Here is a 14,633-nt window from a genome sequence, read left to right as displayed (position 1 = left end):
AATTTGAGCGGCAAGAAAGAAAAGAAACAGAATTCCTTTTTTCAAAGAATACTTACAGTTGCTTTTTTAGGTATCTTTTTCTACTCCGTGTATGAATTAGGCGGGATGTTCATGGATTACTATGAAAATCGTAAAGTAATGGCTGAAGCACAAGATATTTATCAAAGGAGTCCGATGGAAGAAAAATCATCAGATGGAGCAGTACGTGCGCAGTTTCAAGCCTTACAAAAAATTAATCCAGAAATAGTTGGCTGGATTACGGTGGATGATACGCAAATTAATTATCCGATTGTTCAAGCGAAAGACAACGATTACTATTTATACCGTAATTATAAAGGTGAGGACATGAGGGCAGGCAGTATTTTTATGGATCATCGTAACGATGTAAAATCTCAAAATCGAAATACAATTCTATACGGACATCGTATGAAAGACGGCTCTATGTTTGGGAGTCTTAAAAAAATATTAGAAGAAGATTTCTTCATGTCTCATCGCAAATTGTACTACGATACTTTGTTTGAAGGATATGATGTAGAAGTATTTTCAGTATATACAACGACAACTGATTTCTATTATATTGAAACGGATTTTGGAAGCGATGAAGACTATGCATCTTTTCTAGAAAAAATTAAGGATAGGTCACTCTATAAAACAGATACAAAAGTGACAGCGGATGATCAAATTTTAACACTTTCAACGTGTGATTATGCACTAGATCCAGAGGCGGGCAGACTAGTCGTGCATGCGAAGTTGGTGAAAAGAAGTTGAAAAAAGAAAAGGTATAGAAGTAGAGAAGATGTATTCCTTCTCATACTTCTATACCAACTATTAAAAACGAAGTTATTGAGCCGCGGCAATTGGCATACGAACAATTTTAACATCATAGAATGAGATTTTATTATCGATAATAAAATCTGGTAATCCACCACGATGTGAATGCGCATCTTTAAAGGCCGTACTCTTTGTCCAACCTTGGAAATCCTCTTTTGCATTCCAACGAGTGCTAATCGTTACTTCATCATAATCAACTGTATTTTCAGTTAGAAGAACTTCTAGTCCTAAGAAACCAGGCATCGTTTCAACTTTACCTACTTTATTAAAGCGCTCAATTAATTTATGTGCGTCACCCTTCGTAATTTTAGATGTATTTGTAACAATAATCATTTCTTTATTCCTCCTATAAATCTATCATTATTTTCATCGTTTCATATACATTAAATGATAGTGAAAATCATTATCATTGTCAATGGTAATGATAAAATATATAAGTTTTTTTTCAATTAAGCGAGAGGATGAGCTAGTTGTACGAGTAAAGCAATAATATGGTATAGTGAAACGAGGCTTTTTTCAGCCTCATTTTTTACATTGCTTCCTACTAATTAGAAAGCATTCAAATGGAAAGGAAGACATTACATGCGATCTGAAGTAACTATAAAAATAAAACCGAAATTTATAAAAGAAATTAAAAGTGGATATCCGCTTATTTTAAAAGATGCGATTCAAAATTTAAACGATATTCGTGAAGAAGGGACAATCATCAACGTAGTAGATGAGAAGAACCAATTTATCGGAAAAGGCTATTATGGAAAACAAAATAAAGGGTATGGCTGGATTTTAACGAGAAAAGAGAAAGAGCAAATAAATCAGGATTTCTTTGAAAGTAAAATAAAATCTGCTTTACATAAACGAAAAGATTTTTATAAATCAAATGATACAACAGCATTCCGTGTGGTAAACGGTGAGGGTGACGGTCTTGGTGGCTTAATTATCGATTATTATGACGGCTATTACGTAATTAGTTGGTATAGTGAAGGGATTTATACTTTCCGCGATGAGATTGTAGCAGCACTTCAAAAAGTAGCAAACTTCAAAGGGATTTATGAGAAAAAACGTTTTGATACGAAAGGAAAGTACATTGAAGGTGATGATTTCGTAACAGGAGAGCGCGGTGAGTTCCCACTTATCGTAAAAGAAAACGGTGTAAACTTTGCTGTATATTTAAATGACGGGGCGATGGTTGGTGTATTTTTAGATCAACGTAACGTTCGAAAACAAATTCGTGATAAATATGCAAAAGGAAGAACAGTTTTAAATATGTTCTCTTATACTGGAGCTTTCTCTGTATTTGCAGCACTTGGCGGCGCAAGTAAAACAACAAGTGTTGACCTTGCAAATCGTAGCTTAAGTAAAACGATCGAGCAGTTTAGTGTAAATGAAATTGATTACGAAGCACAAGATATTATTGTAGAAGATGTATTTCTATATTTCAAATATGCTGCTAAGAAAAAGATGAAATTTGATATGGTTGTACTTGACCCTCCAAGTTTTGCACGCTCAAAAAAATATACGTTCAGTGCGGCGAAAGATTATAAAAACTTATTAAAAGAAACAATTGCGATTACAGAAAATAACGGTATTATCGTTGCTTCTACAAATTGTAGCGCATTCGATATGAAAAAGTTTAATGGCTTTATCGATACAGCATTCAAAGAAATGAACGGTAAATATAAAATATTAGAAGAACATTCTTTACCAGAAGATTTCCGTACAATTGATCAATTTAAAGAAGGAGACTATTTAAAAGTAGTTTTCATCGAGAAAATTAAAGGTTAATAAAGAAAAAGGAGCTCAAGTTTAAATGAGCTCCTTTTCTTATTGAATGATATTTTGGACTCTGCCAACTTGCCCGTCCTGCAACCGTACTTTAATGCCGTGCGGATGAGAGGGTGAGTTAGTTAAAATATCTTTTACAATTCCTCTTGTTAGCTTGCCTGTACGTTGATCTTGTTTTAACACAATATCAACCGCAAGACCTGGCGCGACGTTAGACCGTTTTTGCCCGCTCATTTATACACCTGTACGTCTACGTTGGTTGTTTGTTTTCTTCGTTTGTTGGTTTTGTAATTTTTTCGTTTCTTGACTTTGACTTCCATTATTTGAGCCGTTTCCATTTCCTTGCTTTTTCTTTGCAAGTTGTTCGCGCATTAAATCAGCTAAGCTTACTTTTTTGTTTTCTGACATGATAAGTCTCCTTTATATAAAGTTAATTATGAACAATAGTAGTGAATTTCATCATATCATTGTTAAGGAAGGAAGGGAAGTTGGTTTGAAAATTCATATAATTGTACCAACTAATTTGCAGTTGCGATACAATTGAATTGTTAATATTTGTGAAAAGGGGATAGAAATATGTCATATCATATTTTATTAGTTGAAGATGATATCTCAATTCAAGAGATGGTTGAAACATATTTAGTAAAAGAAGGTTTTCAAGTTACAATCGCATCTGATGGAGAAGAAGGAGTTAACGCATTTTTAAAAGGTTCATTTGATTTGATTATTCTCGATATTATGATGCCAAAGTTAGATGGCTTAGAGGTTGTGCGAATCATTCGAGAAAAAAGTGCTGTTCCGATTTTAATGATGTCGGCAAAAGATACAGATGTTGATAAAGCGATTGGCTTAGGGCTTGGCGCGGATGATTACATTTGTAAACCATTTTCTATGATTGAATTGGCAGCACGTGTAAAAGCCGCTATTCGAAGGTCTACAAAGTATTCAGCTGTGGAATTAAAAGATGAGACCATTCAGATTGGTGACTTAATAATTGACCCAATTAATTTTACTGTGGAGAAAAAGGGAAGACAGCTTAAACTTACTTTAAAAGAATTTGAGATTTTAAAGCTATTCGTGAAGAATCAAAATCGTGTTTTTACGAAAGCGCAAATATATACGCTTGTTTGGAATGAAGAATATTATGGTGATGATAATGTTATTAATGTTCATATGAGAAGATTACGCGAGAAGATTGAAACGGACCCATCTAACCCGGAATATATAAAAACACTGTGGGGAATTGGCTATAAATTGGAAGTGATGTAGTATGGTTATATTTTTAACAGTGGTGATTATTATATTGCTTATCGTTATTTACGTGCAATATAAAATTAGGAAAAATAGTAGTAGGAATTTACGCTATACGTATGAGAAGTTAAATCGAATTGTAAAAGAACAAACTGGTGAGAAGCTATTAATTATGACGGGTGATACAGAATTGCAAAAGTTATTAGTGGCTATTAATCATTTGTTAGATGCAAAACAGAAAACGAATGCAGATCATGCGAAAGTGGAAATTTCGATGAGAAAAATGCTTTCAAATATTTCACATGATTTAAAAACACCACTAACAGTTATTCTTGGATATACAGAAATGTTAAATGAGGATAAAACGATAAGTAAAGAAGAACAGCAAATATTACTTGAAAAGGTGCATGTGAAAACACTAGAAGTTATGGAACTGATTCATAAGTTTTTTGATTTAGCAAAATTAGAATCTGGTGACAAGGCAATTGAGATAACAAAAGTAAATATGAATGAAGTTTGCCGTGAGAAGATTTTATCTTTCTATGATTTAGTGACGACGAAAGGTTTTCATATCCATATTGATATACCAGAAAGAAATATATATGCACTTGGAAATACAGAAGTATTAGGCAGAGTGTTAAATAATTTAATATCAAATGCGATTACATATGGAGACGATGGAAAGACACTCGGTATGACTTTAAGAGATGATGAAACGAGTGTGTATATAGATGTATGGGATACAGGAAAAGGGATTGATGAATCTCATATTGATAAAGTGTTTGAGCGTATGTACACACTTGAAGATTCAAGAAATAGATTGTACCAAGGAAGCGGTCTAGGGTTAACGATTACGAAAAGGCTTGTGGAAGCGATGGATGGAGAAATTCATCTTTCTAGTAAGCCGTATGAAAAAACGATTTTTACAGTTGTATTAACAAAGATGCAGTTTTAGCTTGTAGAGAAGTAGATTCTACAAGCTTTTTTGAACGTAAGGAATTTGTAAGGAACGGGTAAGAAAAAAGAGATTTCCGTTGTCTATTATAGAAATATAGAGCAGTGCGAAAGGGGAAAGTGACATGACATATATATTAAAAACGAACCAGTTAACGAAAGTGTTTAAAGGGAAAGAAGTTATTTCTAGTGTTAATATGCATGTGAAAAAAGGAGAGATTTACGGCTTTTTAGGACCGAACGGCGCGGGTAAAACAACGATTATGAAAATGATTACAAATTTAATAAAACCGACGAGCGGTGATATTGAAATTTTCGGTGAGAAGTTAACAGACACATCTTATGAAGTATTAAAAAGGATGGGGACAATTATTGAATATCCAATCTTTTATGATAAATTAACGGCGAAGGAAAATCTGGATTTACATTGTGAATATATGGGGTATTACGATAAGAACGCAATTAATCATGCTTTAAATTTAGTGAAACTGAGCGGCATAGACAATAAAAAAGTAAAAGATTTTTCATTAGGGATGAAACAAAGACTCGGTATTGCAAGGGCGATTATGACAAAGCCAGAGCTACTTATTTTAGATGAACCGATTAACGGTTTAGATCCAATAGGTATTAAAGAATTAAGAGATTTATTCAAAATGCTTTGCAAAGAATTTGGCATTACGTTATTAGTTTCTAGTCATATTTTAGGCGAGATGGAACAAATGGCAGATACAATCGGTGTTATTCAAAATGGAAAACTAATAAAAGAAGTTTCAATGAAGAGTATTAATGGAAAACAAACAGAGTATATTGAAATCACTATTCCTGATGTGAAGCGTGCAGCTTATATTTTAGAAGATAAACTCGGTATAAAAAATTACAAAATAATGAGTGGAAACACGATTCGTGTGTATGAAGTGGCGGCGACGCAGCAGGCAATTTCAAAAGCACTTATTATGAACGATGTAGAAATTGAAAGTATTAATAAGAAACATAGTTCGTTAGAAGAATATTTCTTAAACGTAATGGATGGAGAAGGCATTCACGCGTAATATAACTACAACGAGGGGGATATGATGATGAATGCATTAATGCTGAATCTTATAGCGGGATTTATCGTAATGCTGATAAGTGGAATTTTATATTATAGAAAACCAGAACGAAAGTGGATATTAGTTTTACTAGTGATAGGAATAGTAAGCGTAATTACAGCTGGAATTAGAATGTTGGTAGTGTAGAGATAGTTATATAAGGGATGGAGGCGTTGTTTATATGTTTAAATTAATGAAGCTCGAATGGAAGAAACATCAATTATCTAGTTACTTTAAAGGGGTAGCGATTTGTATTATAGCAATTTTTGTTGCAGTAAGCCTTATGGGGTTGGGAGCGAAAGGTGAAGTAGATGCGGCGCTCACTGATTTCACAAAATATATGACTTTAGCAAACATCTTTATTAGGATGACATTTCTTATTTTTAGTTCGGTCATTTTATCACGTTTAGTAATTGATGAGTATAAGAACAAAACAATGCAACTATTGTTTATGTATCCATTGCAAAGGAAAATGTTAATGAGGGCGAAATTAACAATTGTTTTTAGTTTTTGCTTTGTGAGCATGATTATTGCTACTTTCACTATTAGTTTGCTCATATTTTTTATGAATCCAATGATGGGAGTAATTGAAACGCCTGTTACGATGGGTGAAATAATAGCTACCATTTCAGCTACTTTTATAAATGCATTTATGATATCCGGTATTAGTTTAATTCCTTTATTTTTTGGGATGAGAAAGAAATCGACACCGACAACGATTACTTCGGCAGTAATAATCGGGATGATAATGAACAGTAACATTGGAAACAATCAAGTAAGTTTTTATAATTTTATAGCTATCCCAATAGTGCTCTGTTTAGTAGGGATTTTTATTAGTTATCTGTCGTATCGAAAAATCGACAAGATTGATGTGGCGTGAAGCAAGCTTAAAACAACAACGAACTGGGGTATGAATAGTGAAAAAAATAATAGTAATTGCAATTTTATTTCTGACAATTACTAGTGTGGTTTTTGGTTTTAAGACATTTCAGGGGAAAGATTTTAAGAAAGAAAAGTCTTTTGAGATAAATGATATAAAAGAAATAGAAGTAGACAATGAAAACTGGGATATTGAATTTAAAAGTACAGACTCTAATAAAATAGTAGTTTCCGCCCAAGGTCAACGAGTAGATAAAGAGATAGATCCCGTCAAAATAGAAAATGACGAAAATAAAATTGTGATTAAGCAAAAACAAAAGGTGACCAAATTTTTTAATGGTTTTACATTTAGGAAGAAAAATAGTATATCTATCGCTATTCCGAAGAAAGAAATAGATAAAATTGTATTAAATAATAAATCGGGTGATGTGAAAATAAGCGATATAGTAGTAAAAAGTATCGTTACAAAAGGAAAGTCTGGAGATGAAATGATTGTAGGGCTATTGGCAGATAAGGGTGAGTTCACATCTGAAAGTGGAGATTTAATGTTAAAAGATAGTTCATTACAAGAAGTAAATATAACCTCTACTACTGGCGATAATTATGTAAAAAATATAAAAAACGAAAATATGAACATCACTTCAGCATCTGGGGAAGTATTATTGAAAGATATGACAGAAGGAAAATCATTATTTGTAGAAACAAAATCAGGAGATATTGGCGTAAGGTATAACGGTGTTCCGGCTTCATTGAAACTTACGGCTAAAAGTAATTCGGCTGACATAATGGTGAATGTAAACGGGCTTAAGAAAGATAAAAATACAGAAAAGATAAAAGAAGGAACCATCGGTGATGCAAAAAACAAGGTGAAGATTTTAAGTAAAACAGGGGCGATTTATATCGATTAAAATTTAAATGAAAGGAGGGCTATCATGCTACGTCTTATGAAGCTAGAACTGAAGAAGTTTAAGCTCGGATGGTATGTGAAGAGAGCAGTTATTGCAAATATCATTATACTGGCACTACTAATTTTCGTTAGTTTCGTTGCTCAAATAGAAGGAGATCCTGAAATAAAAGATCCACAGACAATTTTGTTGATGGCTAGCACATTAGTAAGAGCAACATTTATTATTTTTGGTAGTGTATTAATCGCAAGGTTAATAATTGATGAATATAAAAATAAAACAATACTACTTATGTTTTCTTATCCTATTAATCGGAGGAAAATGATGATCAGTAAGTTGGCCATTACAGCAATAGTAACATTTATAACAGTTATTTTATCTAACATTTTAGTAGTAGGGATTTTCTTTGGGATAGATAGTTATTTTTCAATTCTTCCTAATCCATTTACAGTAGATCAATTGATGCAAGAAGGAATAAAACTGGTTCCTTTAGCCATTGCAACTGCGGGAATGAGTTTAATCCCATTATATTTCGGAATGCGTAAACGTTCAGTGCCAACTACAATTGTTTCATCCCTTATCGTTGTATCAATTGCAATGAATAGCAACCCAACGTTTCCTACAGCAACTTTTCTTCCCCTTCAACTAGCATTGGCAGCAATTGGAGTTGCGATTGCATATTACGGAATTAAAAATATAGAGAAGGAAGATGTAACAGTATGACAAGAATACGAAAAAAGAGTTGGCGTTACACCAACTCTTTTTTGTATATGTATGCTTCGTTACTACTCTGTAAATTTGTAGTGGTTACTTAAATACTCTTGGACTCCTGGAGAAATATTAAAGTTATTAGGACCTTTATATTCGATAGTAAATTCTCCATCTTCATTTGTTTCAAAAGAGATCGCATAGCTATTCATTTTAGAATCATAAGAAGTATCTTTGACTTTTGCATTTAAATTGAAGTATTTTGTAATATAACTTTTTGATTCGGCAATTGCTGTTTGTTTTCCCCATGGTGTGCCATAACATGTGAAGTAAATAGATACACTGATAACTCCAATGATTGAAGTTAGTAAAAGAGTTCCCAATGTTATTTTTTTATTCTTTGTATTCAATATGGTTCCCCTTTCCTAATAATATGAATTTATTTTAACGTATTTTCTCCATAAAAAACCACTTTTAAAAATAGTTTCACATGAAACAAATGACAGAAAAAGACAAGGTGTTTGCGCACCTTGTCTTTTTCTGTCATTACATTTTAGGGGCTTCCATTCTTTTTTTGCGTGGTCATACACGCCAGGAACTGTTTAATTAACCTTCTGCCCACTCTTCCTCATCAGCCATAAGAAGTACGGAGCCCCAAGTACAGCAACAACAAGCCCAGAAGGTATTTCTTTCGGATATGCAATTATTCGTCCGAGTAAGTCAGCCACGGAAAGAAGGATTGCCCCAAACAGTGCTGAACAAACGAATAGTCTTTGATGATTCATGCCAACAACGATTCGCGCTAAGTGCGGTGCAACAAGGCCTAAAAAGGCGATAGTACCGACAGCAGCGATATTGACTGATGCAAGTAGTGTCGCTAAAACAATTAGAGCAAGACGCGTTTTATTTACTGGTTGCCCGAGTCGGGTTGCTAAATCATCGCCAAGCACAAGAACGTCGAGTTGTTTCATTCTATGAGGATATTTTAAGTGTCAATATCTTTTTAAAATTTCGACGAAAAATAACGATTTATATGGATTTTGATATATCGCATTGAAATGCAGATGTGAATCAAGACTGAAGGAGAGGAAATTCGTTTAAGAAGGAAGGCGAAAGTACAAGCGAAAGGGGAGCGTATTGCATGTAATAATTATTAGAATGTAAGGAATAAACCTTTGTTTATAAAAGGTTTGTTCCAGATCGGGTAGTTGATAAGGAAAATAAAAACTGATTTTTTATTAGAAAAATATTTCTAATTAGTTGGCTGTACTTAAAAGATTGAACACGAAGGAGGGGTCAACATGTCTTTATGGAGTAATAATACAAATGGATATTGTGGGTGTAATAATCCAAATGGTGTACATGTTGATTCATGCTGTTTTAGTTGCGATGGGACAGTTCCTAAGCTCGGTCCAACAGGTCCAACGGGAGCAACAGGTGAAACGGGAGCAACGGGAGCAACGGGAGCAACAGGAGCAACGGGAGCAACGGGAGCAACGGGAGCAACGGGAGCAACGGGAGCAACAGGAGCAACGGGAGCAACAGGAGCAACAGGTGAAACAGGAGCAACGGGAGTAACAGGTACAAGTATAACTGCGACGTATGCATTTGCGAATAATACATCGGGTACGGCAATATCAGTATTACTTGGTGGGACAAATGTCGCACTTCCGAATAATCAAAATATAGGACCTGGAATTACAGTATCTGGGGGAAACACAGTATTTACGGCCGCAAATGCGGGGAATTATTATATTTCATATACAATTAATATAACGGCTTCATTATTAGTTAGTTCGCGAATTACAATTAATGGAGCACCGCTTGCTGGGACTATCAACTCTCCTGCATTAGCGACGACTTCATTTAGTGCAACAATTATTACGACTCTTGCAGCGGGGAGTGCAATTAGTTTGCAGTTGTTTGGATTGTTAGCTGTTGCAACATTATCAACGACTACACCTGGTGCAGTTTTAACGATTATAAGATTAAGCTAAGTAACGTGAACTCTCTTATTCTTTTAAAATTAAGAGAGTTTATACATATAATAAGAAGTTAACGAAGTAAAGCATAGTTATGTAAAAGTCAGAATATTATGATTGTAACGCTGTTATGACTATAATATAATGAAAACAACCATCATGAATGAACATTCATTTATTTTCACAAGTATTGGAAGGAGGAATGAGAGTGGAAAAACCTTGGCTGCAGAGTTATCCAGATGAAATTCCAGGGACGATTTCTTATGATATTCAGCCACTTCATAGATATTTAGAGAAAATGGCTGCTCGTTATCCAGAAAAGAAAGCGCTTCACTTTTTAGGGAAAGATGTTACATTTTCAGATTTCCATGACAAGGTAAAGAAATTTGCGAATTACCTTCAAAGGCTTGGTATTGAAAAAGGCGATAGAGTTGCGATTATGTTACCGAATTGTCCGCAATCTGTAATTGGTTATTATGGTACTTTGCTTGCGGGTGGTATTGTCGTACAAACGAATCCTCTTTATACAGAAAGAGAGCTTGAGTATCAACTTCATGACTCAGGGGCAAAAGTTATTCTTTGCCTTGATTTAGTGTTTCCGAGAGTTACTAACGTTCAAACTGCAACAAAGATTGAGCACATTATCGTAACCCGTATTGCAGATTTTTTACCATTCCCTAAAAATTTACTTTATCCATTTGTACAAAAAAAGCAGGCAAATCTTGTTGTGAATGTGTCGGAAAGCGAAACGATTCATCTTTGGAAATCGGTAGAAAGGGAAAGTAGTGCTAATGTTGAAGTTCCATGTGATCCTGAAAATGATCTAGCCCTTTTGCAGTATACAGGGGGAACGACAGGGTTTCCAAAAGGGGTTATGTTAACGCATAAAAACCTCGTTTCGAACACTTTAATGGGAGCGCATTGGTTATATAATTGTAAAGAAGGAGAAGAGGTAATTCTTGGTGTTCTTCCGTTTTTTCATGTGTACGGGATGACAGCTGTAATGAATTTGAGTATTATGCAAGGGTATAAAATGGTGCTTATTCCGAAGTTTGATATGAAAATGGTTTTTGAAGCAATTAAGAAACATAAAGTCACACTATTTCCAGGAGCACCAACCATTTATATTGCTCTATTAAATAGTCCTCTTTTAAAAGAATATGATATTTCTTCAATTCAGGCTTGTATTAGTGGTTCTGCACCGCTTCCTGTAGAAGTACAGGAGGAGTTTGAGAGAGTTACAGGTGGTAAATTAGTAGAAGGTTATGGATTAACGGAGTCATCACCAGTTACACATGGGAATTTTTTGTGGGAAAAGCGTGTGCCGGGAAGTATTGGGGTACCGTGGCCGGATACAGAGGCAATCATCATGTCACTTGAGACAGGAGAGTCATTACCTCCAGGTGAAATTGGTGAAATTGTTGTAAAGGGCCCACAAATTATGAAAGGGTATTGGAATAAGCCAGAAGAAACGGCAGCTGTACTGCAAGATGGCTGGCTTCATACAGGTGATGTAGGATACATGGATGAGGATGGCTTTTTCTATGTGAAAGATCGTAAGAAAGATATGATCGTTGCTAGTGGTTTTAACGTATATCCTCGTGAAGTAGAAGAGGTGTTATATGAACATGAAAAGGTGCAAGAAGTGGTAACAATCGGTGTTCCTGATCCGTATCGAGGGGAAACTGTAAAAGCGTTTGTTGTTTTGAAAGAAGGCGCTGAGTGTTCTGAAGAAGAATTAGATCAGTTTGCACGTAAATATTTAGCAGCTTACAAAGTCCCAAAGGTATATGAGTTTAGAAGTGAGTTGCCGAAGACGACAGTCGGAAAAATTTTACGCCGTGTCCTAATAGATGAAGAGAAGAGAAAGAATGAGGATGAGCAAACGGGCTAAGGCCCTTTCTTTTTGAAAAAATAGGATTGACACTTTTCTAAATAGTCAGTATTATAAGAATATGAATGACTATTCATTCAGTCATCTTCTTGAAGGGGACAGTAAAGTGAAGAAAAATAGACCGAAATACAATCAAATTATTGATGCAGCAGTCATTGTGATTGCGGAGAATGGATACCATCAAGCGCAAGTTTCTAAAATTGCAAAGCAAGCTGGGGTAGCTGATGGCACGATTTATTTATATTTTAAAAATAAAGAAGATATATTAATATCCTTATTCCAAGAGAAGATGGGAGAATTTGTTGAAACAATTCGTCAAAAAATAGCAGGAATTGAAAGCGCTGTAGCGAAGTTATTCATGTTGGTAGAAACGCACTTCTTGCTGTTGTCACAAAATGATCCTCTTGCTATCGTTACGCAATTAGAACTAAGGCAGTCCAATCAAGACTTGCGCCTTAAAATAAATGAAGTACTAAAAGGCTACTTACAAGTTATGGATGAGATTTTAGAGACAGGTATAAAGCAAGGTGAATTTCAGGCGGATTTAAATGTTCGCGTGGCAAGACAAATGATCTTTGGAACAGTAGATGAAGTTGTGACCAATTGGGTAATGAGCGATCATAAGTATGATCTGGTCGCACTTTCAAAAACGGTACATGGGCTACTTATTGCAGCTTGTGGTTATCGTAAATAATGGGAGGGATCATGTTGAAATTCCTATCTGTAAAAGTTGAAGATCATATCGCGGTGGCGACGTTAAATCATGCTCCAGCTAATGCGATGTCTTCACAAGTTATGCATGACGTTACTGAATTAATCGATCAAGTGGAAAAGGATGATAACATTCGTGTTGTTGTTTTACATGGTGAAGGACGCTTCTTCTCCGCGGGGGCAGATATTAAAGAATTTACATCTGTTACTGAAGCGAAGCAAGCAACAGAGTTAGCACAGCTTGGACAAGTTACGTTTGAGCGTGTTGAAAAATGCTCAAAACCAGTTATTGCGGCAATTCATGGAGCGGCACTTGGCGGTGGCCTTGAGTTTGCTATGTCTTGCCACATGCGCTTTGTAACTGAAAGTACAAAGCTTGGTTTACCTGAATTAACACTTGGATTAATTCCTGGTTTTGCGGGTACACAGCGCTTACCACGTTATGTTGGTAAAGCGAAAGCTTGTGAAATGATGTTAACAAGTACACCAATTACTGGTGCAGAAGCATTGCAATGGGGACTTGTTAACGGAGTGTTTTCTGAAGAATCCATTTTAGAAGATACGCTTAAAATTGCAAAACAGATTGCTGGAAAAAGCCCAGCAACAACTCGTGCTGTGCTAGAGTTATTACAAACGACAAAATCGTCTCATTATTATGAAGGTGTACAGCGTGAATCACAGATTTTTGGTGAAGTATTTACGAGTGAAGATGGAAGAGAAGGCGTAGCAGCGTTTTTAGAAAAACGTAAGCCTTCATTTAGTGGTAGGTAGTCCAATTATTTTTTTAATAAAAATTAACAGAATTTTAAAATTGATAGAATCTTTCTGAAAAATAAGGGGGTAAATGGAATGAACATCTACGTACTCATGAAACGAACATTTGATACAGAAGAAAAAATCGTAATTAAAAACGGTGCAATTTACGATGGCGAAGCGGAATTCATCATCAACCCTTACGATGAATATGCGATTGAAGAAGCGATTCAAGTAAGAGATGCACAAGGTGGAGAAGTTACTGTTATAACAGTTGGTGGCGAGGATAGTGAAAAAGAACTTCGCACAGCATTAGCGATGGGCTGCGATAAAGCGGTACTAATTAACATTGAAGATGATGTTGAGAATGGTGACCAATTTACAACAGCAAAAGTGCTTGCTGAATATTTAAAAGATAAAGAAATTGATTTAATTTTAGGCGGGAACGTTGCGATTGACGGTGCATCTGGACAAGTTGGTCCACGAGTAGCTGAAGCGTTAAATATCCCATACGTAACGACGATTACGAAGCTTGAAATTGATGGTACAAATGTGAAGATTGAGCGTGATGTTGAAGGGGATACAGAAGTAATTGAAACATCATTACCTCTTCTAGTAACAGCGCAACAAGGTTTAAATGAACCGCGTTATCCATCACTTCCAGGTATTATGAAAGCGAAGAAGAAGCCACTAGAAGAAGTAGAATTAGATGATTTAGATTTAGAAGAAGATGATGTGGAAGCAAAAACAAAAACAATTGAAATCTATTTGCCTCCTAAGAAAGATGCAGGAAAAGTGTTACAAGGCGAGCTGCAAGATCAAGTAAAAGAACTTGTATCGTTGCTCCACACAGAAGCGAAAGTAATCTAATAAAATACGAAATTATATATGCAGG

The 14,633-nt window shown here is 35.1% G+C and carries 18 protein-coding genes and 1 pseudogene; 14 read left to right on the top strand and 5 right to left on the bottom strand.

The window, feature by feature from the left end:
- Positions 1-3 precede the first annotated feature (3 nt).
- Positions 4-768: a class B sortase gene (gene srtB / locus EXW56_RS21670; RefSeq protein ID WP_215596932.1), complete on the top strand. Its 765-nt coding sequence runs from the start codon at positions 4-6 to the stop codon at positions 766-768.
- A gap of 72 nt (positions 769-840) precedes the next feature.
- Here the strand turns inward: srtB and isdG are convergent, their stop codons facing one another.
- On the bottom strand, positions 841-1,164 hold the full coding sequence (gene isdG, locus EXW56_RS21665) for a heme oxygenase (RefSeq protein WP_002112144.1): 324 nt from the start codon (positions 1,162-1,164) through the stop codon (positions 841-843).
- A 249-nt stretch (positions 1,165-1,413) separates the two neighbouring features.
- Between isdG and EXW56_RS21660 the strand changes: the two genes are divergently transcribed.
- A complete protein-coding gene (locus EXW56_RS21660) occupies positions 1,414-2,613 on the top strand; it encodes a class I SAM-dependent rRNA methyltransferase (protein ID WP_199659347.1) in 1,200 nt (399 codons plus the stop codon).
- A 39-nt stretch (positions 2,614-2,652) separates the two neighbouring features.
- Here the strand turns inward: EXW56_RS21660 and EXW56_RS21655 are convergent, their stop codons facing one another.
- Positions 2,653-2,847: a YwbE family protein gene (locus tag EXW56_RS21655; RefSeq protein ID WP_002160297.1), complete on the bottom strand. Its 195-nt coding sequence runs from the start codon at positions 2,845-2,847 to the stop codon at positions 2,653-2,655.
- The gene (locus EXW56_RS21650; RefSeq protein ID WP_002015431.1) at positions 2,848-3,021 is read right to left on the bottom strand and encodes a hypothetical protein; all 174 of its coding nucleotides are present in this window, start codon (positions 3,019-3,021) and stop codon (positions 2,848-2,850) included. It lies immediately after the preceding gene.
- A gap of 168 nt (positions 3,022-3,189) precedes the next feature.
- Here EXW56_RS21650 and EXW56_RS21645 point away from each other — a divergent pair, with 168 nt between their 5' ends.
- The 7 genes from EXW56_RS21645 (at position 3,190) to EXW56_RS21615 (ending at position 8,413) form a co-directional block, all read left to right on the top strand.
- A complete protein-coding gene (locus tag EXW56_RS21645; RefSeq protein ID WP_002199226.1) occupies positions 3,190-3,882 on the top strand; it encodes a response regulator transcription factor in 693 nt (230 codons plus the stop codon).
- A gap of 1 nt (position 3,883) precedes the next feature.
- A complete protein-coding gene (locus tag EXW56_RS21640) occupies positions 3,884-4,819 on the top strand; it encodes a HAMP domain-containing histidine kinase (protein WP_215596931.1) in 936 nt (311 codons plus the stop codon).
- 124 nt (positions 4,820-4,943) lie between these two features.
- On the top strand, positions 4,944-5,867 hold the full coding sequence (locus EXW56_RS21635; RefSeq protein ID WP_215596930.1) for an ABC transporter ATP-binding protein: 924 nt from the start codon (positions 4,944-4,946) through the stop codon (positions 5,865-5,867).
- Positions 5,868-5,894: 27 nt separating this feature from the next.
- Complete coding sequence (locus EXW56_RS21630) at positions 5,895-6,053, top strand: hypothetical protein (protein WP_165762449.1); 159 nt, start codon at positions 5,895-5,897, stop codon at positions 6,051-6,053.
- A 34-nt stretch (positions 6,054-6,087) separates the two neighbouring features.
- Positions 6,088-6,786: an ABC transporter permease gene (locus EXW56_RS21625; RefSeq protein ID WP_215596929.1), complete on the top strand. Its 699-nt coding sequence runs from the start codon at positions 6,088-6,090 to the stop codon at positions 6,784-6,786.
- 37 nt (positions 6,787-6,823) lie between these two features.
- Positions 6,824-7,693, top strand: coding sequence for a DUF4097 family beta strand repeat-containing protein (locus tag EXW56_RS21620; protein WP_215596928.1), 870 nt, complete (start codon positions 6,824-6,826; stop codon positions 7,691-7,693).
- A gap of 24 nt (positions 7,694-7,717) precedes the next feature.
- The gene (locus tag EXW56_RS21615) at positions 7,718-8,413 is read left to right on the top strand and encodes an ABC transporter permease (protein ID WP_215596927.1); all 696 of its coding nucleotides are present in this window, start codon (positions 7,718-7,720) and stop codon (positions 8,411-8,413) included.
- A gap of 62 nt (positions 8,414-8,475) precedes the next feature.
- Here EXW56_RS21615 and EXW56_RS21610 read toward each other — a convergent pair whose 3' ends face one another.
- Positions 8,476-8,808, bottom strand: a complete 333-nt coding sequence (locus EXW56_RS21610; protein WP_215557527.1) for a YfjL-like protein — start codon at positions 8,806-8,808, stop codon at positions 8,476-8,478.
- Positions 8,809-9,000: 192 nt separating this feature from the next.
- Positions 9,001-9,369 (bottom strand): annotated as a pseudogene (locus EXW56_RS21605) (FecCD family ABC transporter permease); the annotation flags it as partial.
- Positions 9,370-9,699: 330 nt separating this feature from the next.
- Between EXW56_RS21605 and EXW56_RS21600 the strand changes: the two are divergent.
- The 5 genes from EXW56_RS21600 (at position 9,700) to etfB (ending at position 14,608) form a co-directional block, all read left to right on the top strand.
- Positions 9,700-10,395 carry a BclA C-terminal domain-containing protein gene (locus EXW56_RS21600; RefSeq protein ID WP_215596926.1) on the top strand — a complete coding sequence of 232 codons (696 nt, stop codon included), beginning with the start codon at positions 9,700-9,702 and terminating at the stop codon, positions 10,393-10,395.
- A 193-nt stretch (positions 10,396-10,588) separates the two neighbouring features.
- Entirely contained in the window at positions 10,589-12,274 is a 1,686-nt protein-coding gene (locus tag EXW56_RS21595; protein WP_002112110.1) for a long-chain-fatty-acid--CoA ligase, read from the top strand.
- 106 nt (positions 12,275-12,380) lie between these two features.
- Entirely contained in the window at positions 12,381-12,968 is a 588-nt protein-coding gene (locus EXW56_RS21590; protein ID WP_087945806.1) for a fatty acid metabolism transcriptional regulator FadR, read from the top strand.
- 11 nt (positions 12,969-12,979) lie between these two features.
- Positions 12,980-13,756 (top strand): enoyl-CoA hydratase, encoded by a 777-nt coding sequence (locus tag EXW56_RS21585; protein ID WP_002088868.1) that lies wholly within the window; start codon positions 12,980-12,982, stop codon positions 13,754-13,756.
- A 78-nt stretch (positions 13,757-13,834) separates the two neighbouring features.
- Positions 13,835-14,608: an electron transfer flavoprotein subunit beta gene (gene etfB, locus EXW56_RS21580; RefSeq protein WP_002199236.1), complete on the top strand. Its 774-nt coding sequence runs from the start codon at positions 13,835-13,837 to the stop codon at positions 14,606-14,608.
- Positions 14,609-14,633: the final 25 nt, after the last annotated feature.

It is taken from the genome of Bacillus mycoides, from assembly GCF_018742245.1.
In the GTDB taxonomy this organism is placed as follows: Bacteria; Bacillota; Bacilli; order Bacillales; family Bacillaceae_G; genus Bacillus_A; species Bacillus_A cereus_U.
Note: the sequence above shows the minus strand (reverse complement) of the source record. Positions and strands in the feature narration are given on the sequence as shown.

Coding starts and splice junctions, on each gene's coding strand:
- EXW56_RS21585 (WP_002088868.1), top strand. CDS start 12,980: ATGTTGAAATTCCTATCTGTAAAAGTTGAAGATCATATCGCGGTGGCG.
- EXW56_RS21655 (WP_002160297.1), bottom strand. CDS start 2,847: ATGAGCGGGCAAAAACGGTCTAACGTCGCGCCAGGTCTTGCGGTTGAT.
- EXW56_RS21650 (WP_002015431.1), bottom strand. CDS start 3,021: ATGTCAGAAAACAAAAAAGTAAGCTTAGCTGATTTAATGCGCGAACAA.
- EXW56_RS21625 (WP_215596929.1), top strand. CDS start 6,088: ATGTTTAAATTAATGAAGCTCGAATGGAAGAAACATCAATTATCTAGT.
- EXW56_RS21640 (WP_215596931.1), top strand. CDS start 3,884: ATGGTTATATTTTTAACAGTGGTGATTATTATATTGCTTATCGTTATT.
- EXW56_RS21615 (WP_215596927.1), top strand. CDS start 7,718: ATGCTACGTCTTATGAAGCTAGAACTGAAGAAGTTTAAGCTCGGATGG.
- EXW56_RS21635 (WP_215596930.1), top strand. CDS start 4,944: ATGACATATATATTAAAAACGAACCAGTTAACGAAAGTGTTTAAAGGG.
- etfB (WP_002199236.1), top strand. CDS start 13,835: ATGAACATCTACGTACTCATGAAACGAACATTTGATACAGAAGAAAAA.
- EXW56_RS21645 (WP_002199226.1), top strand. CDS start 3,190: ATGTCATATCATATTTTATTAGTTGAAGATGATATCTCAATTCAAGAG.
- EXW56_RS21660 (WP_199659347.1), top strand. CDS start 1,414: ATGCGATCTGAAGTAACTATAAAAATAAAACCGAAATTTATAAAAGAA.
- EXW56_RS21600 (WP_215596926.1), top strand. CDS start 9,700: ATGTCTTTATGGAGTAATAATACAAATGGATATTGTGGGTGTAATAAT.
- isdG (WP_002112144.1), bottom strand. CDS start 1,164: ATGATTATTGTTACAAATACATCTAAAATTACGAAGGGTGACGCACAT.
- EXW56_RS21630 (WP_165762449.1), top strand. CDS start 5,895: ATGAATGCATTAATGCTGAATCTTATAGCGGGATTTATCGTAATGCTG.